The sequence below is a fragment of the Streptomyces sp. GL_140 genome (genome assembly GCF_057834465.1).
The window spans coordinates 203518-224518 of record NZ_JBYQMJ010000002.1 but is presented as its reverse complement, the minus strand read 5'-3'; the positions used below and the strand labels follow the sequence as shown (position 1 = coordinate 224518).

Here is a 21001-nt window from a genome sequence, read left to right as displayed (position 1 = left end):
CCATGTCCTTCAAGAACATCTTCGACAACGGCGGAAACGAAGCCGGTTCCGCCGACAAGTCCGCCGAGGCGCTCAACAAAGACACCCCGGGAGCCGGTGACGTCTCGGAGGCCGTGCGCAAGCTGGAGAGCGAGCGCGACCCGTGGCTCGTGCGCCAGACCGCGCACGGGGCGTTCGACGTCATGGGCTTCCTGGGCCCGCTCTTCCAGAACACCCAGGGCGTGGCCGCCGCGCAGCGCCAGGTCTCCGAGGACCCTGGTTCCGCGTCCGGTATGGCCGCGGCGACCAAGAAGGCGTTCGGCCCTCCGAAGGTGAGCATCGGCGACGAAGACATGCCGAAGCTCGAAGACCTGTCGAAGCTCATCAACAACAGGAGGGGCTACACCCTCATCACGACGGGTCTGGGAACGTCCGAGGGCCTCGCGGTCGACCCGTCGCTGAACACGGCGTACGTCGGCGATCGGGGTGGCGTGAAGCTGTCCGCGGTGAAGCTGGACACCGGCGCGCAGCTCACGGCCGCGAGCGCCCTGGGCGACATCGGCGAGGTCCAGTCGGACGGCCAGGGCAAGGCCTACACCACCGACTACGGCGGTGGGCGCCTGCTCGCGGTGGACCTGGCGGACGGCTCGTCCCGCAAGATCGCCGACGTCTCGGGCGCGTACGGCGTCGCGCTCGACGCGGCGGGCAAGGCCTACGTCGCCAGCTGGCTCGACGGGCAGTTGATCGCCGTCGACCTGCCGGGCGGACAGAAGCGCACGATCGTCGCCGGCCTGGGGCAGGGCATCGGCGGAGTGGCGCTGGACGGACGGGGCAAGGCCTACATCGGCCGGAAGGACGGCGGCGGCCACCTGTACGAGGTCGACCTGGCCGCCCGCACGTACCGCGTCCTGACCAACGTCCCCGGAGCGAGCACCATCCGCGTGGCCCTGGACGGCGCCGGCCGGGCGTACACCATCGACCACCTGAACGGGCGCCTGTACGAGGTCACCCTCGCGGACGGCGCCCAGCGCGTGGTGGCCACCGGTCTCGGGACGTGCGAGGGCCTCGCGCTGGACACCGTCAACGGCTGGATCTACGTCAGCAATCGTGAAGGCCAGCTGTGGCAGATCAACCAGCGTGCCACCCAGGTCCCGGGCGGCGTCGGCAAGGTCGTGGCCTACTAGGCCGTCTCTTTCGGATCCTGCCGCACACTCTGTTCCCGGGCAGGCCGGGGTCACCCGCCGGCCTGCCCGCGGTCGGGGGGCAGGGGACACAGACGGTGGGCCTCGTCGAAGAGGGCGTGTTCGGCGAGGCGGGCGGCAGTGAGCGCGGCGATGGCTGCCGCAGCGAGCAGCATGTACATCACGACGATCTGGTAGCGGATCGCGGTGAGGGGGGCGACTCCTGCGAGGAGCAGGCCGGTCAGAGCGCCGGGAAGGCCGATCAGACCGGTGGTCTTGGTCGAGTCCACGATATGGATCAGTGCGTTGCGCACGGTGCCCCGCAGGTGCGGTGCGAAGGCGTCCCCGGCGGACAGGCCGAGGGCGAGGCGTGCTTCGATGGCGGGGCGTGCGGTGCGGGCCTCGTCCCGCAGGCGTATGAGGACCAGCGCTGTGGTCTGCATGGTGCCCGAGACGACCATGCCTCCGACGGGTATGAGCACGCGCGCCTGGGTGCCGATCACGCCGAACGCGAGGAGCGGACCCAGTGTCGCTGCCGTACCGACTGCGGCAGCGGCCGTGGCGATGGCCAGTACGTGGGGAAGGCCTGCGGCGCGGTGGGAGGCGACCCGGCCGGCGATGAGCACCATCACGGCGAGCCAGCCAACGGCTCCAGCTGGTCCGATGTGGCGGAAGACCAGCAGCAGGACGGCACCGACACCGATGAGCTGGACTCCGGCGCGAAGGGCCGCCATGGCGATCTCCCGGCCCAGGTCCAGACACTGGTGCCGGGTCACGGCCACTGCGAGGGCGACCAGTGCCAGGGAGGCGGTGACTCCGGCCCAGGTGGGGACGGCGGGGGTCATGTCCCCTCCTTCAGATAGGTGACCTGTTGGACGGGGCCGGAGTCGGCCAGCCGTCCATCGCGAAGGACGAGCACCTGGTCGGCAACGCGCCGGGTCTGCGGCGTGTTGTGACTGACCAGCACGACGGTCAGGCCGGCGGACACGAGGTCCCGTACGGTCTCTTCGACCGCCCGCACCCCGACGGCGTCGAGGGCGGACGTGGGTTCGTCGAGGAGCAGCACCTCCGGGTCGAGGGCGAGGGCCCGGGCCAGGCAGACGCGTTGGGCTTCACCGCCCGACAGTCCGGCCGTGGGGCGGTCGATCATCGTCGGGCGGAGACCCACGCGGGCGAGGAGAACGGCTGCTTGGCGTTCGTCCAGATCCGGCCGGCCGACTCGTAGGTCGTCGAGGACGTGGCCGGTGAGCAGCACCGGCTGCTGACCGACCAGCTGAATCCTGCGGCGCAGGACAGGGGCGTCGACCTCGGTGAGCGGTCTGCCGTGGACTCGCACGGTCCCCGAGCTGGGTTCTTCCAGGCGGTTGAGCAGCCGCAGCACCGTGGACTTGCCCGCGCCTGACGGCCCGACCAAGGCGGTGCACACACCGCCGCCGACGGAGCAGCTCAGCGTGTCGAGCAACAGGGCGCCGCCGCGCCGCACCGTGACCTGATCCAGTGCGAACACTGGCACCTTGCTGGGCAGCATCAGTCTCTCCACCTCCGTCACCGGCAGGGTTCGCGCAGCAAGCCGGACCGACGAGTTCCGTTCCCGGTGACATGGCGTCAGAGGCTTCCGTCGCGGGAAAGCGCCTGCAAGGGACAGGCACTGCCCATCGCTGTCTGCAAAGCTTCTAAGTCAGAGGCTGTCTCGTTCCCCTCGTGAATTCCTGGAACGGCGCTCTACGGCCTCTCGAGAGTCAGAAAAAGTCGCCGCCGGGGCGAGGGGCCCTGTGAAAGCGGTGACCTATAACCCTGTGGGCCGGTGTTGGACCGGCTCGGCTGACTCGGACTCACGGGATGACGGGGCGTGCGACATGTCGGTAGTGGATCCACCAGAGGCATCGGAAGGTCTGGGGCGAGGAGCGGGGCACCCCCGGATCGTCGTGGGAAGGTGGTGGCCGGTCCGGTCGCCGGCAACGCCGCGGCCCGGCGGGAAGCCGCGCCGATGGAATGCCCGAGGGCTTCGCACGAGAACCGGGGTCCCCGCCACGCCCATCATGCCCGTGGCCGCCGCTCTCGGAGTCGGCGCCGTCCTGCTCTTCGCCTGCACTGCCCAGGCTCCGACCGGCCACGCCTCCGCCGCGCCGGTCGAGCACCTCGTCTGCGGGCAGGGATGGCACGGCCTGGGGGTCGTTGCTGTCACCTCCCGTGGCGAGGAGGCCTGTGCCATGGCCCATCGCGTGACGTCGACGATGGGAGAGGCCCTCGAATCCCAGTTCCAACTACCGTTGACAGTGACGGTGGACAGCGCCGACTGGATCTGCGGCGGCAAGGAGGGCGGCACCAACCCCTACATCGAGTGCGCCCGGCAGGACGACCTTTCCGAATTGGTGCAGCTGCTCCCCTGACCCCTCAGGGACGTATGTCCTTGGCCACGAAACGGCCGTTGCCGAGAGCGAAGACGAAGGTGACCTGCTGGTCGACCGAAAGGCCTTGGCAGTCAGCGTGGATGTCCGCCCGTTCGAAGTAGAGCGGCTCTTCGTGGCCCAGGGGAATGAGGAAACCGTGACCAGCCTGCCGGTTGTAGGACAGGATGAACCCGGTACAGCGCTTGTCCATCGGGCCACCGCCACTCCATCGGGATCCACGCGGCCAGCGGAACAGAAGCGGCCCGCCCCTGTCGGCGCAGCGTCCTTCCTTCGTTTCGTCCGACCGTGCCCGGTGCGATAAAAATCGTTTCTTCCATCGTTTATCGCCTTTTTCTACGGCTGTTCAAACCTCTTGCCCGGTTTCCGGGCGCCCAACGCACCACAGGTGACGAATCGATCACGCACCGCTACGCGCGTGATCGCAGAATCGTTAAACCGTCATGCACGAGACGACGTCCGCCCAAGGCGCCCTGCGGCTCCGTTCGCGCGCCCTCGGCCTGCCGCACAACGTCCCGCACCCCACCCCACGACAGCCTCGGACATCAGCGGTGACGCGAAGACCTCGCTGTCCGCAGGACAAGCCGGACGACGTCACCCGCTCCTCGTCGGCGCGCCACTCCTGCGCCTTCACGCCCGGTGCGGCCCCCGCCCCCCTCCCCAGGGTGCCCGGACGATTGCGTACCCCATGACCAGTCGGACCCAAGAGTCCTCATCGGATGCCCTCGCAACCACCATGTCGCTCACTCCGATCCCTCGACCCCGCCGTACTTCGGCGCAGAGCCGTCGGAAGCCTTTGGCTCTCCGGGTCCCCTCCCCGTCCGGCAGAAGGCGCCACGGCCGCAGCCGGACGCGGCTCATCACAGCCGTCGTCACAGCGGTGACCGTGCTCGCCATCGCGGGGGTCGGCTCGCTCTACTTGAAGCTCAGCGGCAGCGTGAGCATCATCGACAGCAGCGGCCTGAGTGACGACCGGCCGGCGGCCACCCGCGGGGCCGCAAGGAACATCCTGCTCATCGGCTCCGACACCCGCACCGGTTCCAACCCCAAATTCGGCGGCGGCCGCCAGGACTCCATCGGCCGCTCCGACACGGCCATCCTGCTCCACGTCTACGGAGACCGGCACCGCGCCGTCGGCGTCTCCATCCCGCGCGACGCCCTGGTCGACATCCCGCCCTGCCTGTTACCCGACGGCACATGGACCCCTACCCGCCGGCACGCCATGTTCAACTCGGCGTTCTCCGTCGGCGAAGCCAAGTCCGGCAACCCCGCCTGCACGCAGAACACCGTCGAAACCCTGACCGGCCTGCGCATGGACCACACCATCGTCGTCGACTTCCAGGGCTTCGCCGCCATGACGGACGTGGTCGGCGGAGTGCCGGTCTGCCTGCCCAAGGACATCTACCAGAAGGACCTCGACCCCGGCCGCCGCACCCGTGGATCCCTTCTCTACCACCAGGGTGAACAGAAGGTCTCGGGGAAGGCCGCCGTGGACTACGTGCGACTGCGCCACGGCATCGGCGACGGATCCGACATCGGCCGTACCAAACGCCAGCAGGCTTTTCTCTCAAGCCTCATCAGAACCGTCAAGGAGCGGGGCTACACGCCCACGACCCTGATCCCGCTGGCCACCGCGGCAACCCGGTCCATCACCGTCGACCCCGGTCTCGGCTCCGCCGACAAACTCCTCTCCTTCGCCATGACGATGAAGGACATCAACCTCGCGGACATCCGGTTCCTGACCGCCCCTTGGCGTTACGACGGATCGCGCGTGGACCTCGTCCACCCTGACATCGACGCCCTGTGGGACGCCCTGAAGACCGACCGCACCATCGAAGCGTCGAACATCAGCCCGACTCGGACCAGCAGCGCCCCCACCGAGTCACCGTCTACCTCAACCGGGGAGGGCGCCGCGGTCACCGTCTACAACGGGACCACCGTCCCAGGCCTCGCAGCGCGTGCATCGGACCTGCTGCGCGCCCACCGGTTCACCGTCACCCGCACAGGAAACGACAGCCGCTCGGACCATCCCCAGACCGTGATCCGGTACGGGACCGGCCAAGAGCCCCAAGCCCAGGCACTGGCACGGCTCTTCCCCGGTGCCCGCCTCGAACCCGGCCCGGGTACCCCGCTCACCCTCATCGCCGGAGGGGACTACGCCAGAGCCCCCGCCCCCTCCTCGGCCCCCTCCTCCCCCACCCCCTCCTCGGCCCCCTCCCCACAGCCCTCCAGCCTCGCCAGCCAGGCACGCCCCGCCGACAGCGACCTCTGCGCAGGGCTCTCCTGACCGTCCGAGCGTGACACGGGGAGCGCAGGGTGGGTCCCGGGGTCCCCGGGACCCCCTACGCCGCAAACCCTGTACCACACATCCGTACGCCGCGTACCGAGAACGCCTATCAACACCACCAAAACCGACAGATCAAGCCTTTACCTACGGTAACGCCACCCCCCGAACAGTCCACCGCTGCGAGCTGCTGGACGGACAACATCCGCTTATTCACTGGTAGTTGAGTCCCCGTCGGACCAAACCCCCAAGTGGTCCGGTGGAGCGGTTTTTCGAAGCCCGCACCCCACACCCAAAATGCCTGCCCTATACATCTGCCAGGCTTCCGCGCACCCACCGATCCCAATGGATATGAGGTGCTCATGACAGGGCGGCGAAGGTACGAAACCCCCCAGAAACCCCGGCGGTTGATACTGCTCACCGCCGCCATGACCACGGCGGCGGTGATAGCCGGCGGTATCGCCTACTCCGCACTGGGTGATGGCACCCAGGCCTCCACGAAAGCCCCGACGGCCTCTGCAAATGCGGCCGAACCGGCTGCCGAGCCCACCCGGGACCATGACCCGGAACCCCTCGCGAGCGCGCCCGCCAACGAGAGCGCGCGCGGCATGGTCTACGACGGCCTCGAGCCCGCACCCAAGGGCGACCGCTGTGTCGGGGTCTATCGCACCAGGGGTGGCCAGTGCACCCACGGCCCCGACGCACCGCCCACGGGCGTCGACATTGCGAAGGACGTCGCTCCCGCCGTCAAGACAACGGCTGCGGCGGCCGATCCGGCCCGCCCCGCCGCCGATGACCCGGTGCCCGGCGAAGGCGGCGGGCGTCCTCAGGACGCGCCCGCCGCCGACGCCGACCGCACCGCCGACGAGTCCGCCGCGCCCGCACCGTCGGCCTCGGCCGCCGGTCAGGCCGTCGCCACGGGACCCGCGGGCCAGACCGTCCAGTGCGACAGCGACGGCAGCACCGGAAACCGCGTCCAGGTCGCATACATCCACGGCCCCGGCCGGGACCGCTACTCCGAGTACGTGGCCTCGTTCCACAAATGGGCGGCCGACGCCGACCTCATCTACTCGACGAGCGCCCAGGAGACCGGCGGAGTAAGGCACATCCGCTACGTGACGGCCGCCGACTGCACCCCGGCCGTGCTCAACATCGAGCTCCCGGACTCGGCACTGGCCGACTTCAGCGCCACCAACGCCGCTCTCGCCGCGAAGGGCCTGGACCGCCGGGACCGCAAGTACATGCTCTTCGCCGACACCCAGGTCTACTGCGGCATCGGCACCTTCAACGGCGACGAGCGGCCCGGCCAGAACAACCAGAGCAACTTCGGCCCCTCCTACGGCCGTACCGACTCCGGCTGCTGGGGCGGCCACACCGCCGCGCACGAACTCGGCCACAACCTCGGCGCGGTCAACAACAGCGCCCCCAACACCAGCCACGGCGCCCACTGCACCGACGAGTTCGACGTCATGTGCTACTCGGACACCCCGTACTACCCGCAGATGCGCAACGTCTGCACCAACCAGGCGGCCGAGAACATCCTGGACTGCAACCACGACGACTACTTCCACACCAGCCCGAAGCCCGGCAGCTACCTGGCCACGCACTGGAACATCGCCGACAACCAGTTCCTGATGCGGAACAAGGGGAACGGCGGGAACGGCGGAGGCGGGGACGGGGGCGGAGGCGGCACCAAGCCGAGTCCGGACCCGGACCCCACCCCGAAGCCGACCAAGTCTCCCACTGGCGGACCTGACGTCACAGCCGGTGAAATCCGGTCGGATTCCGCCTCGGTGAGCTGGCCCAAGGTGGAGGGCGCCGACTGGTACCAGGTCCTGCTCAACGGCAAGCACCTGAACTGGGTCAAGTCCCCGGTGATGCGCATCTACAACCTGCATCCCGACAGCTCGTACAAGGTCGCCGTCTCCGTCCGCGACGCCTCGGGCCGTGACAGCGGGCCCGGCAAGGCCACGTCCTTCCGGACGGCAAAGGACACCACCGGGGGCACGACCACCCCGGACGCCCGCTACCTCCTCAGCAACGGCAGCACCAACACGGCCGCCGAAGTATGGGGCGGCCGCACGGCCGACGGCACGGTCCTCGTCGGCGGCCGGGCCAACGGCTACGCACAGCAGCAGTGGCACTTCGACGACGCGGGCAACGGTCGGATCCGCATCCGCTCCGCGGCCTCCGGCAAGTGCCTGCAGCCGGGCGGCGCCCCCACCGCCGGCATGTGGATCGCACAGCAGCCCTGCGACAGCGGCAACGGTGCTCAGTCCTGGCGGCTGACCGCCCGCGGCGGCGCGGTGACCGTCACGGACCCGAGCGGCGGCTTCGCCCTCACGGTGAGCAACCGCCCGTACTACGGGACCTGGCTGCTCGACCTCCAGCGCGCGGACGGCCGCGCGGCGCAGGCCTGGACCCTGCAGAAGGCCGACTGACCGATCGGACCGCCTTCCCAAGTCCGAGAACCCTCCCCGGTGGACGACCGCTCTCCGCGGTCGTCCACCGGTTCCCTCGCCCCACCCGGAGTACTTCCACGATGCGCATGCGAATCGCCTTTCCGGCCGCCGTCCTGACCGCACTCGGCCTGATCTCCCTGTCCCCCGACGCGGCGCACGCCCACGGGAGCCCCTTGGAGGTGGTGGTGACCGGGCACCGAGAAGGCCACATAACCGCCGACATCACCTGGGAGAACGACGGGGACGTCGTCGACGAAGCCGTCGCCGGCACCGTCAACGTGGCCAACGCGGACGGCTCCCGCACACTGGGACCCTGGCGTCTGGTCCGTGATCCCGGCTCGGCGCGCTCCGGCTGGACCACGGCCGAGGCGCTGCCGCCCGGGTCGTGGACGGTCTCCGTCGACGTGGGTTTCCCCGCCCTGGGGCACGGTTCGCTCGACATCGACGTGCCCGTGGTGGACCCGGCGCCGGCCGCCGGCACCCCGGCGCCCCGGACCGGCACGTACTCCTCGCCATCACCGCAGTCGCCGGCCCCCGAACTGTCCGCGAACACTGATCAGCATCCTGCCCTGTGGTGGACCATCGCAGGCATGGCGGCAGGGGCCGCGGCCCTCGGAATCTTCGCACGCCGTGCGCGGCGAGCCGGTGAAGGTGCGTGACCACTTAGACGCTGAATCGTTTCTCCCTATGTCGCGTCCAGGTGCAGGCGCCGCGCCCCCCGCGGCGTGCGCGACATGACCGAAGGCCATGAGCGATGTAGCTCCTCATGGCCTTCGGTTCCACCTACTAAATCTTTGAGACTTCTGGTGGAGCGGCCTGCCCCCTCCGCAAGCCGCTCCACCAGAAGTGGATCCATCGCAATTCAGGTCAAGACAAGGACTCAGCCGGCTTCCCGGCAGGATGCGGTGACCAGCCGCGTGGTCTGCGGCCGGGCCAAGGGCTGTACCGGCACCACTGGTGCGCGATCCGAGGCAGGCTCACTCAGTTGGATTTCGATCTCCTGCACCTGTCCGGGCGGCAGCTCCACCTCACTGGTCAGTACGAGATGCTTGCGCTCCACGCTCGCCGACATCAGCAGCGGTTGCCCTCCCATCGAGGCATGGCTGAGCTGCGCGCCCACGCTCGCGTACAACGAGACCCAGGCCCGGGTGGACCCGAGCGGGTGTGGCGACACCGGTTCGTCGGTGCGGTACGTGACGTAGGCGGGTAGGCCCCCGGCCGGAGCGCGGTTCGCGAGCTTGATCCGGACCGTGCTGGTTCGGCTCCCACTCCGGCAGGGTCCCAGTTCGTAGGTGAGGGAGCGATCCAGGTAGTAGTCGAGCTTGGTGCCCGCGGAGTTGTTGACCACGAGGGCACTGAACGGGCCGGGGTCCTGCGAAACGCTGCCGGCCAGCGCACTCTGCTCCAGGACCGTCTGTGCGGCGCCATCGTTGCTCCACATGCGCAGTCGCCCGTCGCGGGCATTGTGTCCCAATGCTTGGAGGAGGGCCGCGGAGTCGTGGCGGCCGTGCAGCAACGCGTCGCCGACGGCTCGCGCGACTTGCACGAAGAAGCGCTTGCGGGCCGGCGGGTCGGTGTAGCGGGCGTAGGAGGTGCTCTCGGTGAGGGCGACGGCATTCGCGGCGGTCAGCTGTTCGCCGCCGGGCAGCGCAACCGGGCCGATGGCTTCCAGCAGGCGGCCCAGCCCCACCGGGTCGGTCGCGATCGCTCCGTCCAGCTGTTGACCGGTGCGCTGCCGCCACAGGCCGACCCATACCTGCGCCGCGAAGGGGAAGTGTGCGGACAGATTGGAGTTGGCCAGCAGACGAGTGCTCTGGGCGGCCGCGTACCGGCGCTCGAAGTCCGGGCCGAAGTCGGCGACCGGGGCAGGGGCGGCTGTCATCGCGTCGTTGGAGGACACGTCGTGGAAGGTGATCCGACCGTGATCAGCGGTCAGGATGCCGAAGGCGCCGACCAAGCCCCCGGTGCCGCGGGCCTCGGCATTGGTCTGGAACGCCAAGAAGTACGAGCGCGGGCCGGATGCGCCGAGGGCCGGCACAAGCAGTCGCGCCGTCGTCCCAGCGGTCTTCGCCGACGCTGCCAGGCGCGTCACCTGGCCGGTCAGCTGCCTGTGCGCGGTGTCGAGGCGGTCGACACCCGTGGAGCTGGGCAGTCCCCTCAGGCCGACCTGGATCAGGTGGAGGTTCTGCTGAATGCGCGCCAACACGGGGTCGGCCTGGGCGAGCCCGTCCAGGTCCACCGCGCCGTCGTCGCGCAGTACCTTTCCCGGCTCGGCCATCTGGCGCAGCCGCATCACGTCGGGCAGCACATCGGCGGCCATCCGGTCGACGGCTGTGCTCATCCCCTGCGCGGTGCGGAACGGCCGGCCGGCCAAGGGCAGGTGGGCGACCGCCGACCACACCGGACCGGAGGTCGCCTGCCGGGCCGCCCGGGTGTGCTCCCGGATCTCGCTCAGGACCTGGCCCGAAGGCCGGCCTCCGCCGACGAGGTCGGTTCTGAGCCGTTCGACCGCCACCTGAGCAGCGGTCAGATCAGCCTGGGCCGTTCGGGCCTGGACCAGTAACCAACCGGCCAGCGCCGCGAGCGGCACACAGACCAATCCCGCGCCGAGGACAATCCGGCGGCACGACCGGCGTGCGCAAAGCTTAGCGGGCATTGCCCCGCCGGTGACGTTGGACCAGCAGCCAGGTCAATACTCCGGTGGCGACCAGGATCCCGCCGAGCGCACCGATCAGCGCCAGCTGCGAGACACCGGTGCCGGGCAGTTCGCCGCCCGGCACTTCCCCACCCGACCCGGGTTCGATCACGGTGACCTTCACCTCGAGGACGAGGGACGAGCCGTCCGACCCTTTACCGGACGCCTTGATGGTGTGGTTCCCCCTCTCGATGTCTGCCGGGATGGTCACCTTCATCGTCAGCTTGCCACTGCCGTCCGTGGTCCCGGTCCCCAGGTTGACCACCACACTGAACAGGTCGATGCTCACCGGCGTGCCCGGCGCGAACCCCGAGGCCGAAATGGTCAGGGGTCCCCCCGCGAAGGGGGTCGTGGTACTCACCTCGATGCCGCACTGAGTGGGCGGGTAGGGGGTGCTCGGGGGACAGCCGGCGGCTTGTGCTGTGGTCACGCCACCAACCGAAATGGCCAACACGGCGAGGGCGACGCCCACCCGGGATAACCATCTGCAGAGAACTCTCCACACGAACCATTGCGCCTCAGGGATCGCTCCGCGCCCGTCCGCGCGGGCGACACTGATGGACTGGCGATGCCCTTTTACGACAACGTCCTTCATTGAAGGGGCTCCTTTCACGTACCGGCAAACTTCTATTGGTGGGGCACAGTGCGGGACTGATCGACTTCAGCCATGCCCCGGATTCCCGTCGTCCCACTGCCTTCATCCGGCATCGCCGAATCCGTTGTACTACGGCCTTCACTCCGTGGCGCGAACGCGCCGACGCACCAACCGGAAAATTTCAGGAAGCCGGTCACTCGACGGGTATGTCGGCCCTCATCACCTCTTTATGTCGCACTCTGCCCGTCTCCCCTCGCACCACATCGAGCCGAGGGGTGGCGGGAGCTCGATCAGGGTTGTTCGACGTAGAAGGTGACGCTGTTGACTCCCGTGACTTCGGCCCCGGGGCGTGGTGACGACCAGGCCCGGTTTGACGGTGAAGTCCACCGTCGCGGGACCGCAGGAGGCGGTGTCCGGGCTCGTGGAGACCGTCACCCTGTGGTCGCCCGTGGTCCAGGGGCCGGCCTTCTGGTCACGGTCGAAGAGCCAGCACCCGGTGGCCTGGTCCACCTTGATGTTCGTGGCGATCAGTCCGGCACAAGACCCGTGACACCGCCCTGAGCCGGAGTCCTGATGACCAGCCGCCGCGAAGCCGGCCGGGACAACCCCGAGATCTTCCACAGCACTGCCAGGGAGTACTGAGTGATCCAGGCGTTGCCTTCGGAGTCGAAGCCGATGGTCGTCGTGTCGTCGCCGAGGTTGTGGACGGCAAGGTTGACGTCCTCGGAGACCGGGATCGCAACCGGGCTGTCGGCGTTCACCCGCCACACCTTCCCGCACCCGACGACGTAGGCCCACAGGGAGGTGCCACCGGACGCATCCACCTCCTCCTGCAGCGCCACACCGTAAGCGACCGGCCCCATCCCGGTGGCGACTTGCGACGGCTGCTGCCCGTCCAGCGGAACGCGCCACAGCGTCCCGGTCGCCTCGACGACATAGAGGCAGGAGCGCGCCGGGCTGTAAGCCATTCCGAAGTAGTTCCCCGCGCCCCCGAGCTGGTCGACGACCGTGTGCACTGCACCTGACTCGAGATCGACACGCCAGACGCGCCCGGCGCATACGCCGTAGCCATGGCCGTTCCCGTCCAGCGCCATGCCGCTTTCCGTGGCGACCTCGGCGACGATGACGCGGGGAGCATCCTGCTCCAGGCCCGTCAGCGGAACGTGCCACAGCCTTTCGTCGTCGACCCCCTCGGCGACGTATGCGGTGACCGGGACCGTATCGGACCCGCTGAGCACCCCGAATGCGACCGCGACGCTGTCGACACTGGCAACCTTGACCGGCGACAACCGTGGATCGCGAAGATTCACCTGATGAATGCTCGCCTCTTCGATAAACGAACCTTCGCGACAGAAATACCCCGTGTCCCCCAGGATGACGATGCCGGACGTATGGGCGAACCAAGGCCTCGGGGTGACTCGAGAAGAGTTCCGCGCATCCAGAGAATTCCCCGGACCCCCCGCAAAGCTGTCCGTACCAGGAGACATGACGCCGTTCCTTCCGTCGAAGACGGCAGCGCCAGGTGGACATCGATTCGCCCACACGGACTGACACCGTCGCAGCTACATGCCACGCTTGTATGTCAGGCCGTCGCCGATCCCCCTCGCAAGGGTCAGAGGGTCGTGGCCAGATAGGCGTTGCGGGATCTGATCAGGCGTGGCATGTACCAGCCGAGGACAGTGCTTTCCGCGATGCGTCCGAGGACTCCGAGCGGGTACGCAGTGGCAGAGCTCCAGCTGGACGGCATCGACGCGGCACCCGTCAAAGAAGAGGCACCGTGAAGGAGATCCTCGTCCTTCACGATGCCTCAGTACGGGCTGAAAAAAGCTCAGTTCCGACTTCCTCAGCCCGATTGCGGAGAACTCTTAGGACACGGTGAAAGCCACAGTGGCAGCATCCGATTCCTGCGTGCCGATTCGGGCAGTCACCACTACGGTGTGGTGCCCGGCGACCCACGGGACGCCTGCATCAAAGGCCCAAGAACCATCCGGATGGATTTGGACTCCATCGGCAATTACGGCACGACCCTCGGTAGCATGAATGGTCGTGCCCACCGGGGGAATCGGAGACACTTTACCGGAGAAGTCCGGACGGTTCCCGGTGGTGCCGTTGTTCCGGGGCGCATTGATCACGGGCTTGGCCGGCCTGGCGGGATCCGCCACCTGCTCAACCCGCCACAGCACCCCGGTACGGGTTGTGATGTAAGCAGTGCCCTCGAGGTCGAACTGCGGGGTCGAATTCAAATCGCCTCCGTCACTGAAGTGGAAGGCCGCCAGGTTCAACTCCCGCGAGACCGGGGTCGGTACGTTCCCCATGAGAGGAACGCGCCACAAATCATCACTGTTGCAGCAAGCAACGTAAGCAATGTCGAACGTACTGTGGTTGGGGCCGGAGTGGGTGACCACCGTCATGCCGTACGCCGAATCGAGACCGGTCGCAATGAGAGATTTACCGGTGCTCCCGTCAATCATGACCTTCCACAGATCGCCACTGTTGTAGTCGGCCACGTAGACAGCCGTGGGGTCACCAGGGGCGAATGCCATCGCGATGGGCGCGGACAGGCCAGTCGCGAGCGTCGGGCCCTTGTATCCCGTTTGCAGGTCGATCCGGTGAAGGGCGCCAGCGGTGTCGCCCACGACGGCAAACGTCTGATCAGGGCTTACCGCCACACCGCGAATACCCGGAACAGTAGCAGCCTCTCGGGGATGAAATGCGCCGTCCCCGGCGACGGGTACACACCAGAGGGTCGACTGCTGATCCGTCACGTAGAGCGAGGGGACACCCCCTGATCCCGTGCCGCTTCCAAGCACCATGCTCTGGATCACCGGGTGCCCCCCGGGAATCGTGGCCAGCAGGTTCTTCTCGGCTCCGTCCAAGGAGCACTTGTAGATCTCGCCGTCCTGGAGGCCGACGTAGAAGGCACCGCCATCCATGGCCAGCCCATAGGCGCCCGTGAGTGTCGTGTTGAGCTTCCGGGCCAGCTGAGGTGCATTCAATACATCGATCGGAGTGCGGGCCGCAGCCTCACTGGAGAAATCGAGGCCTTCCCCGTTCCCGGAGCCATCTTCCTGAGACATGGAAACCACCACTTCTGGATAGGAAATGCACTCGGCAACTCCGAGGCTGCCTTCTGCTTCTCCTAAGTCACCTGCTCCCGGTACACCCTCGTTCCAGGCAAGCGATGTACAAAAAGCGCACCTGAACGGACTAATACGGACGGGAGCCGGCGACGCACGTCGAAGTGGGGACACTCGCCTCAGGGTGTGGGCAGGCGGGTCACGTCGACGACGGGGGTGCTGTCGGGCAGCAGGAGGGGCAGTGCCAGCCACAGGGCGCCGAGCACCGCAACGGCGGCCAGGAGCGCGAGGGCGCCCGAACGGCCGTGTGCCCAGCGGGCCTTGTAGCGCACGGGGTCTTCGACGAGCTTCTTCGACAGGACGGCCGCAGTCAGGGAGAGGGCGCCGAGCCAGGCGGTCCGGGCCCAGCCGTGCAGGGTGGGGCCGGAGATGTCGAGGAGCAGGATGAGCGGCCAGTGCCAGAGGTAGAAGCCGTACGAGAGCCCGCCCAGTGACGCTGCCGGACGGCAGCCCAGGACCCGGCCGAGCGGTCCGCGCGGGGCGTGGGCGAGCAGGGCGATGAGGGCGGCCGCGGCCGCGGAGTGCAGGAGCAGGCTGCCCCGGAAGAGGAACGGCTGCCCGGTACCGGAGGCCAGTGCCCAGCCGCCGGCCAGCAGGGTCCCGGGTATCAGGGCGAGGAACCCCGCGGCGCGGACCGGGAGACCGGCCGTCCAGCGCTGGACGGGGGGCGAGGCGGCGAGTGCGCCGAGGAGGAGGGCAAAGGCGCGGGTGTCGGTGCCCTCGTAGACGCGGGTCGTGTCCACGGGGGCGGCCAGCCAGGCCATCAGGGCCGCCGAGGCGAGGGCGCCGAGCAGGGCGGTGACGGCCAGGGTGCGGCCGGAGGCGGAACCGGAGTCGCCGCGCCGGCGGCGCAGGAGCAGCAGGACCAGCGGCGGCCAGAGCAGGTAGAACTGTTCCTCGACCGCGATGCTCCACATGTGGGTCAGGACCCGGGTGGGGGTGGCCTGGAAGTAGCCGACCTGCTCGGTGATGAAGTGCCAGTTGGCCAGGTTCGCCAGGACCCAGGGGGCGTCCTGGTGAGCGAAGCGCCCCATGGCCGGGGTGCCGAGGAAGGCCGCCAGCACCATGGTCCCGCCGAGGCAGGCGAAGAGGGCGGGGGCCAGGCGGCGGGCCCGGCGGCCCCAGAACGCCGCCAGGTCGATCCGGCCGTCGTTGCCCGCGGCCTCGCGCACCAGGAGTCCGGTGATGAGGAAGCCGGACAGGACGAAGAACAGGTCGACGCCGAGGAAGCCGCCGGGGAAGACGTCCGTGTGGAAGAGGAAGACCCCCAGGACGGCCAGGCCGCGCAGGCCGTCCAGCGGCGCGACGTGCGTACGACGGGCCTCGGCGGGGCCAGCGGCGCCGGCCGGCCGCCGGCGACTGCGCGAAGTCACCGGCGGCGGCGCGCTCCGGGTGGTGGGCATGGGGCTCATGTCAGGCGCAGTTCAGCGCGGAGAACACGTCGGACTTGGTCCAGTCGCCGTCCGTCCAGGTCTTCGCGTCGGCGATCTTGAAGTTGCCCATCCTGCCGAGCTCGCCCGTGAACCACTGCGCGAAGGAGGCGCTGCCCTGCTGACAGGAGTGGATCTTGTCGGAGGCTCGCTGCGCCTTCTCCCCCTTGTAGTCGGTGCCCCACAGGGCGGACGCGTCGAGGAACGAGGCATCGTCGGGGTGGGCGGCCACCGCGGCCTGCGCGGCCTTCGGGGCGCTCGCGATGTCGGCCTTCTTCTTCGCGTAGAACTCGGAGTCCACGTCGAAGGGCGGGGAGGAGACGATCAGCGCCCGGGCGCCGGCGGCCTTGGCGGTGGTGATGAGCTTCTCGTACGCGGCCTGCTGCTCGGCGGCGGTGCCCCAGTCGTAGGTGGTGATCTGGTAGGCGACCGCGTCGGGCTTTTCGGCGGCCAGTCGCTTGTCGAGTTCCTTCCACGTGCTGTCGGTGATCATCTTCGGGCCGAGAACGCCGCCTCCGCCGTCGGCGGCCATGGAGGTGAAGCCAATGCCGGAGGCTTTGAGGGAGGCGGCCAGCGGCAGGGCCTCGCCGACGGCGACCGAGTCGCCCATCCACAGCACCTTCGAGGGCTTCCTGCCCTCGGAACCGGCCGACGCGGACGCCTGTCCGCCCTGGTCGGAGGAGGCCTGGGAGGTGTTGTCCTGCGTGGTGGAGCCGCAGGAGGTGAGGGTGAGGACCGTGGTGAGCGCGATGGCCGAAAGGACGACGGCCCGGACCGGACCGCGGCGGAAAGCGGAGGTCCCGTCGGCGCCGGGGGTCGTCGTGGAGGGGTGCGTGGTGTCGTTCATGTGGAGCACTCAAACAGCCGTCGGGCGGCATTCCGGGGCTCGTCATCGTCCCGTCATGGACCACGAGCAGCGCCGTCACGCCTGCCGACAAGATGATCAGTAAGAATGGTGCGACCCATCCTGAAATGCCTGGAAGGTTCCATGGCTCGCGTTTTACTCATTGAGGACGACCCCGCGGTCCGCAGGGGCGTCGTACTGGCGCTGCGCCGCCGTGGCCACGAGACCGCCACCGCCGCCACCGGCGAGCAGGGACTGGACGCCTTCGAGGACTTCGGCCCCGATCTCGTCCTGCTGGACCTGATGCTGCCCGGCATCAGCGGTCTGGAGGTGTGCCGTCGGCTCCGTGCCGCCTCCCGGGTCCCGATCGTCATCCTGTCCGCCCGGGGCGAGGAAATCGACATGATCGTCGGCCTGGAGGCCGGAGCCGACGACTACCTCGTCAAGCCCGCCAGCGGCGAACTCCTGGAGGCCCGGATGCGGGCCGTCCTGCGGCGCACGGCACCCGACGACCCCGACCGAGCCGCTCCCCGCCGCACCCAGGAAGGCCCCGAGACCCACGGCGCGCTGACCATCGACCGGTCCTCCCTCATGGTCTTCAAGAACGGTACCGAAGTGGGACTGGCCCCCACCGAACTGAAGCTCCTGATGTTCCTCGCGGACAGCCCCGGCCAGGTCTACACCCGCCAGCAGCTCCTCGAACGGGTCTGGGAGTACACCTTCCACGGCGACGTCCGCCTCATCGACGCCTGCGTCCTGCGGCTGCGCGGCCGCATCGAGGACGACCCCCGCCGGCCGGTGTTCATCCAGACCGTACGGGGCTTCGGCTACCGCTTCGGCCCCCTGTGAACCGGCCCCGCCCGCGCCGCACGGCCTGGAGCAGCGGTCTGCGGGCCCGCCTGGTCGTGGCCTTCCTCCTCGCTACCGCCTTCGGCTCGCTGCTCACCGCGACCCTCACCTTCCGCGAGGCCCGCGAGAGCACCCTGCAACGCACCCAGAACGCCGCCGTACGCGACCTGCGCAGTCAGCTGGACTCCCTCGCCCCCGACCTGAAGTGGCCGCCGAGCGCCGCCGACCTGCGCACCCTCACCCAGCAGCTCGACCTGGCCGGCGGCTCGCGCGACTGGACGACGACCGCCGCCATCGGCGACGCCGCCCCCGTGACTTTCGGCCGGGGCGCACCCGCCGTCCCCGACGCGCTGTGGGACTCCGTACGTGACGGGGCCGACGCCGCCTACCAGCGCTTCGAGGATCACGGGCAGCCCTGGCTCGCCGTCGGCGTCCCCCTCCAGGCCACCGTCGGCGGCCACCCGTACCCCACCGGCCTGCGCGTGTACGCGGTCTTCGCCCTGGACAAGGAGGCCGCCGACATCGCCGCCCTGGTCAAGGCGGCACAGGTCGGCATCGCACCGGCCCTCGCCCTGGCCCTCGTACCGGCCCTGCTCGCGGCCCGCCGCGTCCTGCGCCCCGTACGCCGCCTGCACCACGGAGCGCAACAGGTGGCGGCCGGACACCTCGACACCCGCCTCGACGTCACCGGCAACGACGAACTGGCCCACCTCACCACCACCTTCAACACCATGGCCGCCAAACTCCAGCACGACGACACCGAACTGCGCCGCCTGGAGGAGAACGCCCGCCGCTTCGCCGCCGACGTCGCCCACGAACTGCGCACCCCGCTCGCCGCGATGAGCGCCGTCACCGACGTACTCGACGAAGACGCCGCCTCCGGCGTCCTGCCGCCGGACACCGCAGAGGCCGTCTCCCTCGTCGCCTCCGAAACCCGGCGCCTGACCCGCACCGTCGAAGACCTCATGGAAGTCGCCCGCTTCGACTCCGGCCGCGCCGAACTCCACTCCGAGGAAACCGACCTGCGCACCACCCTCGCCACCACCCTGCGCCTGCGCGGCTGGGCGGCAGACCCACGCATCACCCTGGACATCCCTCACGCACTCCCCGTGCACATCGACACCCGCCGCCTGGACGTCGTCCTCGCCAACCTCATCGCCAACGCCCTCCACCACGGCCACCCACCGGTCACCGTCCGCGGCCGGACCTGCCCCCGGCACGCCACTGCCGTACTCACCATCACCGACGCCGGCCCCGGCATCCCCGCCGCGGCGCTCCCACACGTCTTCGACCGCTTCTTCAAAGCGGACTCCGCCCGCCCCCGGTCCGAGGGCAGCGGCCTGGGCCTGGCCATCGCCGCCGAGAACATCCGCCTGCACGGGGGCTCGCTGACGGCCGCCAACACCCATGGCGCCGGAGCCGTGTTCACCCTCACCCTGCCCCTGTCCGACGACGCACCGGTGGCCGAGGAGTCCGTATGAACCGCCGCACCCCCCGCCCCCTGAACGCCGTCGCGGCCGTCCTGGCCGCCGGGGCCGTCCTGACAGTCGGGGGCTGCGGAATCAGCCCGACCGGCCCGGTGCGCGCGGGCGGCCCCGCCACCGGCGTACCCCAGCGGGCGGGCGGCGTCGGCACCACGCAGCTGTACTTCGCCAGCGCCTACGGCATCCGCCAGGTCTCCCGCCCCGCCGTCGGGACGACCACCGCGCAGCAGGCGCTCGACCTCCTCCTGGAGGGTCCCACCGCGGACGAGCGCGCCCGGGGACTGAGCAACCACATCCCACCGCTGCCCCGCAAGCCCTCGGCCTTCGCCGGACGCGGCACCGTCGACCTCTACCTACCGCTCTCGGTCGCCACCGGCGAGCTCGACAACATCGTGCTCAGCCAGATGGTGTGCACCCTCGCCCACGCCAAAACCATGGACGACACCCCGCCGGACGAGGTCGTCGTCCAGGTCTTCGAGAACAACGCTGCCTACAACAAGCAGGACATGGGCAAGGGCTGGGGCCTGCGCTGCGGCCCCCAGTCCCTCGCAGTCCCCGCCGACCCCTCACCCATGGGCCGAGGCGAGCAGCCGCACAGCGCTGCCACCCGCCCGACCACTGCTTGAGGTTCTCGGAGCTCAGCTTCCTGACGGCGTCCGGGGTGATCGAGTCGATCCCACCGTATTCGTGGGACCGCGCAGGGAGAGATGGAGTGCGTCGGCGTCCCGGAGGGTGAAGCCCAGGCGGTCGTAGAGCCGTCGGGCCGGGAGGTTGTCGCGGGCGACCCGTAGCGCCAGCGGACCCGGGCAGCGGGCCAGAGCCGCCGTCGCCACCCCGCGCCGCCGGTACTCCGGAGCGACTGCGAGGTCGACCACCTGACGGCAGTCGTCCAGGTCCGGGCGGGAGAGCCGGATCCGGCCCGCGGGTACGCCGTCCACCTCGATGACCTCCAGGCTCCCCGGTGGATACCGCTCGTTCCAGTCGCGTTCGCGGGCCTCGTACTGCCATCGGAGCATCAGCTCGCGCTGCGGCTCGGGCCAGAGGTGCAGGCCCAGCGAGGCATCCAGCCCGGCGGCGAAGAGCCGGCGCAGGAAGGCGTCGTCCGTGCCCTCCTGCGGCCGGAGGGTGAAGGAGGGGGGCCTCATGACCGCGACGGGAAGATGCCTTCGACGGCGATGATGAAGTTCACGCACAGCAAAGGCTGGAGGTTGGGGTGCGCCTGGCCGCCCCCGGCCGCGGCGATGGCTTCCGGGTGCATGGGGACAGCGGGCGTCTCGGTGGTGTAGATGCCGCCCTTGGCCAGAGTTGCCCCAGCGGCGTGGTTGGTGTCCTGGCGCACGGACGAGCCGGTCAGGCTGTGCCGGTGCGCCGGAATCTGTGCCGTCGTCAGGGTGACCGCCTCAGTCCCCGCGACCTCGCCGATCAGGCGCGGGGAGAGGCCGGGTCCCTGCCCCTGGTGGATCGGCACGCGGCCGCGCAGGTCGGGCAGGGCGAAGGTGCTCTGGCCGTTGCCTCCGTAGGTGGTGCCGAGGCGGGAGAACAGGGCCGTGTTCTGGGCGATCGGCAGCAACTGGCCGTCGCACAAGGCCCAGCCTCGTGGGGCGAAGTTGAAGCCCACCATGAGGATCTGGCCGATGAACGGTTCCGCCATCG

Annotated in this window: 20 protein-coding genes; 9 read left to right on the top strand and 11 right to left on the bottom strand. The window is 69.4% G+C overall.

The genetic code is table 11. The features are described 5' to 3' along the window. Nucleotides 1-2: 2 nt before the first annotated feature. Nucleotides 3-1163 carry an NHL repeat-containing protein gene (locus AC3IYJ_RS40670; RefSeq protein WP_489403253.1) on the top strand — a complete coding sequence of 387 codons (1161 nt, stop codon included), beginning with the start codon at nucleotides 3-5 and terminating at the stop codon, nucleotides 1161-1163. Nucleotides 1164-1213: 50 nt separating this feature from the next. On the opposite strand, the gene AC3IYJ_RS40665 is transcribed toward AC3IYJ_RS40670, so the two are convergent. Beyond that, nucleotides 1214-2005, bottom strand: coding sequence for an ABC transporter permease (locus AC3IYJ_RS40665; protein WP_489403252.1), 792 nt, complete (start codon nucleotides 2003-2005; stop codon nucleotides 1214-1216). After that, entirely contained in the window at nucleotides 2002-2688 is a 687-nt protein-coding gene (locus tag AC3IYJ_RS40660; RefSeq protein WP_489403251.1) for an ABC transporter ATP-binding protein, read from the bottom strand. Before AC3IYJ_RS40660 ends, AC3IYJ_RS40665 begins: the two co-directional genes overlap by 4 nt. A 517-nt stretch (nucleotides 2689-3205) precedes the next feature. On the opposite strand from AC3IYJ_RS40660, the gene AC3IYJ_RS40655 reads away from it, so the two are divergent. Then, nucleotides 3206-3550 (top strand): hypothetical protein, encoded by a 345-nt coding sequence (locus tag AC3IYJ_RS40655; RefSeq protein WP_489403250.1) that lies wholly within the window; start codon nucleotides 3206-3208, stop codon nucleotides 3548-3550. A 4-nt stretch (nucleotides 3551-3554) separates the two neighbouring features. On the opposite strand, the gene AC3IYJ_RS40650 is transcribed toward AC3IYJ_RS40655, so the two are convergent. Then, nucleotides 3555-3761, bottom strand: a complete 207-nt coding sequence (locus tag AC3IYJ_RS40650) for a cold-shock protein (RefSeq protein WP_489403249.1) — start codon at nucleotides 3759-3761, stop codon at nucleotides 3555-3557. Between the two features lie 687 nt (nucleotides 3762-4448). On the opposite strand from AC3IYJ_RS40650, the gene AC3IYJ_RS40645 reads away from it, so the two are divergent. The 3 genes from AC3IYJ_RS40645 (at nucleotide 4449) to AC3IYJ_RS40635 (ending at nucleotide 8973) form a co-directional block, all read left to right on the top strand. Further along, a complete protein-coding gene (locus AC3IYJ_RS40645) occupies nucleotides 4449-5855 on the top strand; it encodes an LCP family protein (protein ID WP_489403248.1) in 1407 nt (468 codons plus the stop codon). A 404-nt stretch (nucleotides 5856-6259) separates the two neighbouring features. Next, on the top strand, nucleotides 6260-8293 hold the full coding sequence (locus tag AC3IYJ_RS40640) for an RICIN domain-containing protein (protein ID WP_489403247.1): 2034 nt from the start codon (nucleotides 6260-6262) through the stop codon (nucleotides 8291-8293). Between the two features lie 107 nt (nucleotides 8294-8400). Continuing rightward, nucleotides 8401-8973, top strand: a complete 573-nt coding sequence (locus AC3IYJ_RS40635; RefSeq protein WP_489403246.1) for a hypothetical protein — start codon at nucleotides 8401-8403, stop codon at nucleotides 8971-8973. 221 nt (nucleotides 8974-9194) lie between these two features. Here AC3IYJ_RS40635 and AC3IYJ_RS40630 read toward each other — a convergent pair whose 3' ends face one another. Continuing rightward, nucleotides 9195-10904, bottom strand: coding sequence for a DUF4012 domain-containing protein (locus AC3IYJ_RS40630; RefSeq protein WP_489403245.1), 1710 nt, complete (start codon nucleotides 10902-10904; stop codon nucleotides 9195-9197). A gap of 55 nt (nucleotides 10905-10959) precedes the next feature. Continuing rightward, a complete protein-coding gene (locus AC3IYJ_RS40625; protein WP_489403244.1) occupies nucleotides 10960-11604 on the bottom strand; it encodes an ML domain-containing protein in 645 nt (214 codons plus the stop codon). Between the two features lie 376 nt (nucleotides 11605-11980). On the opposite strand from AC3IYJ_RS40625, the gene AC3IYJ_RS40620 reads away from it, so the two are divergent. Then, the gene (locus AC3IYJ_RS40620) at nucleotides 11981-12154 is read left to right on the top strand and encodes a hypothetical protein (RefSeq protein ID WP_489403243.1); all 174 of its coding nucleotides are present in this window, start codon (nucleotides 11981-11983) and stop codon (nucleotides 12152-12154) included. On the opposite strand, the gene AC3IYJ_RS40615 is transcribed toward AC3IYJ_RS40620, so the two are convergent. From AC3IYJ_RS40615 to AC3IYJ_RS40600, 4 genes are all read right to left on the bottom strand, one after another. Then, entirely contained in the window at nucleotides 12132-12914 is a 783-nt protein-coding gene (locus tag AC3IYJ_RS40615; RefSeq protein ID WP_489403242.1) for an SMP-30/gluconolactonase/LRE family protein, read from the bottom strand. The genes AC3IYJ_RS40620 and AC3IYJ_RS40615 overlap by 23 nt on opposite strands. Before the next feature lie 555 nt (nucleotides 12915-13469). Beyond that, the gene (locus AC3IYJ_RS40610; protein WP_489403241.1) at nucleotides 13470-14681 is read right to left on the bottom strand and encodes a hypothetical protein; all 1212 of its coding nucleotides are present in this window, start codon (nucleotides 14679-14681) and stop codon (nucleotides 13470-13472) included. A 179-nt stretch (nucleotides 14682-14860) separates the two neighbouring features. Next, nucleotides 14861-16144 carry an acyltransferase family protein gene (locus AC3IYJ_RS40605; RefSeq protein WP_489403240.1) on the bottom strand — a complete coding sequence of 428 codons (1284 nt, stop codon included), beginning with the start codon at nucleotides 16142-16144 and terminating at the stop codon, nucleotides 14861-14863. Between the two features lie 10 nt (nucleotides 16145-16154). Further along, on the bottom strand, nucleotides 16155-17018 hold the full coding sequence (locus AC3IYJ_RS40600; protein ID WP_489403239.1) for an SGNH/GDSL hydrolase family protein: 864 nt from the start codon (nucleotides 17016-17018) through the stop codon (nucleotides 16155-16157). Nucleotides 17019-17159: 141 nt separating this feature from the next. Here AC3IYJ_RS40600 and AC3IYJ_RS40595 point away from each other — a divergent pair, with 141 nt between their 5' ends. From AC3IYJ_RS40595 to AC3IYJ_RS40585, 3 genes are read left to right on the top strand one after another with little or no spacing between them, the layout of a single operon-like run. Then, complete coding sequence (locus AC3IYJ_RS40595) at nucleotides 17160-17864, top strand: response regulator (protein WP_489403238.1); 705 nt, start codon at nucleotides 17160-17162, stop codon at nucleotides 17862-17864. Next, nucleotides 17861-19345 carry a sensor histidine kinase gene (locus AC3IYJ_RS40590; protein ID WP_489403237.1) on the top strand — a complete coding sequence of 495 codons (1485 nt, stop codon included), beginning with the start codon at nucleotides 17861-17863 and terminating at the stop codon, nucleotides 19343-19345. Before AC3IYJ_RS40595 ends, AC3IYJ_RS40590 begins: the two co-directional genes overlap by 4 nt. After that, the gene (locus tag AC3IYJ_RS40585; RefSeq protein ID WP_489403236.1) at nucleotides 19342-19974 is read left to right on the top strand and encodes a GerMN domain-containing protein; all 633 of its coding nucleotides are present in this window, start codon (nucleotides 19342-19344) and stop codon (nucleotides 19972-19974) included. The genes AC3IYJ_RS40590 and AC3IYJ_RS40585 overlap by 4 nt, the downstream gene beginning before the upstream one ends. Nucleotides 19975-19986: 12 nt before the next feature. Here AC3IYJ_RS40585 and AC3IYJ_RS40580 read toward each other — a convergent pair whose 3' ends face one another. Both AC3IYJ_RS40580 and AC3IYJ_RS40575 read right to left on the bottom strand, forming a co-directional pair. Beyond that, on the bottom strand, nucleotides 19987-20493 hold the full coding sequence (locus AC3IYJ_RS40580; RefSeq protein WP_489403235.1) for a GNAT family N-acetyltransferase: 507 nt from the start codon (nucleotides 20491-20493) through the stop codon (nucleotides 19987-19989). After that, the gene (locus AC3IYJ_RS40575; RefSeq protein ID WP_489403234.1) at nucleotides 20490-20999 is read right to left on the bottom strand and encodes a phage tail protein; all 510 of its coding nucleotides are present in this window, start codon (nucleotides 20997-20999) and stop codon (nucleotides 20490-20492) included. Before AC3IYJ_RS40575 ends, AC3IYJ_RS40580 begins: the two co-directional genes overlap by 4 nt. Nucleotides 21000-21001 lie beyond the last annotated feature (2 nt).

Bases quoted from the DNA above. Each gene is read 5' to 3' on its own strand.
- AC3IYJ_RS40670 (WP_489403253.1), top strand. From the start codon at position 3: ATGTCCTTCAAGAACATCTTCGACAACGGCGGAAACGAAGCCGGTTCC.
- AC3IYJ_RS40665 (WP_489403252.1), bottom strand. From the start codon at position 2,005: ATGACCCCCGCCGTCCCCACCTGGGCCGGAGTCACCGCCTCCCTGGCA.
- AC3IYJ_RS40660 (WP_489403251.1), bottom strand. From the start codon at position 2,688: ATGCTGCCCAGCAAGGTGCCAGTGTTCGCACTGGATCAGGTCACGGTG.
- AC3IYJ_RS40650 (WP_489403249.1), bottom strand. From the start codon at position 3,761: ATGGACAAGCGCTGTACCGGGTTCATCCTGTCCTACAACCGGCAGGCT.
- AC3IYJ_RS40635 (WP_489403246.1), top strand. From the start codon at position 8,401: ATGCGAATCGCCTTTCCGGCCGCCGTCCTGACCGCACTCGGCCTGATC.
- AC3IYJ_RS40625 (WP_489403244.1), bottom strand. From the start codon at position 11,604: ATGAAGGACGTTGTCGTAAAAGGGCATCGCCAGTCCATCAGTGTCGCC.
- AC3IYJ_RS40610 (WP_489403241.1), bottom strand. From the start codon at position 14,681: ATGTCTCAGGAAGATGGCTCCGGGAACGGGGAAGGCCTCGATTTCTCC.
- AC3IYJ_RS40605 (WP_489403240.1), bottom strand. From the start codon at position 16,144: ATGCCCACCACCCGGAGCGCGCCGCCGCCGGTGACTTCGCGCAGTCGC.
- AC3IYJ_RS40600 (WP_489403239.1), bottom strand. From the start codon at position 17,018: ATGAACGACACCACGCACCCCTCCACGACGACCCCCGGCGCCGACGGG.
- AC3IYJ_RS40595 (WP_489403238.1), top strand. From the start codon at position 17,160: ATGGCTCGCGTTTTACTCATTGAGGACGACCCCGCGGTCCGCAGGGGC.
- AC3IYJ_RS40585 (WP_489403236.1), top strand. From the start codon at position 19,342: ATGAACCGCCGCACCCCCCGCCCCCTGAACGCCGTCGCGGCCGTCCTG.
- AC3IYJ_RS40580 (WP_489403235.1), bottom strand. From the start codon at position 20,493: ATGAGGCCCCCCTCCTTCACCCTCCGGCCGCAGGAGGGCACGGACGAC.
- AC3IYJ_RS40575 (WP_489403234.1), bottom strand. From the start codon at position 20,999: ATGGCGGAACCGTTCATCGGCCAGATCCTCATGGTGGGCTTCAACTTC.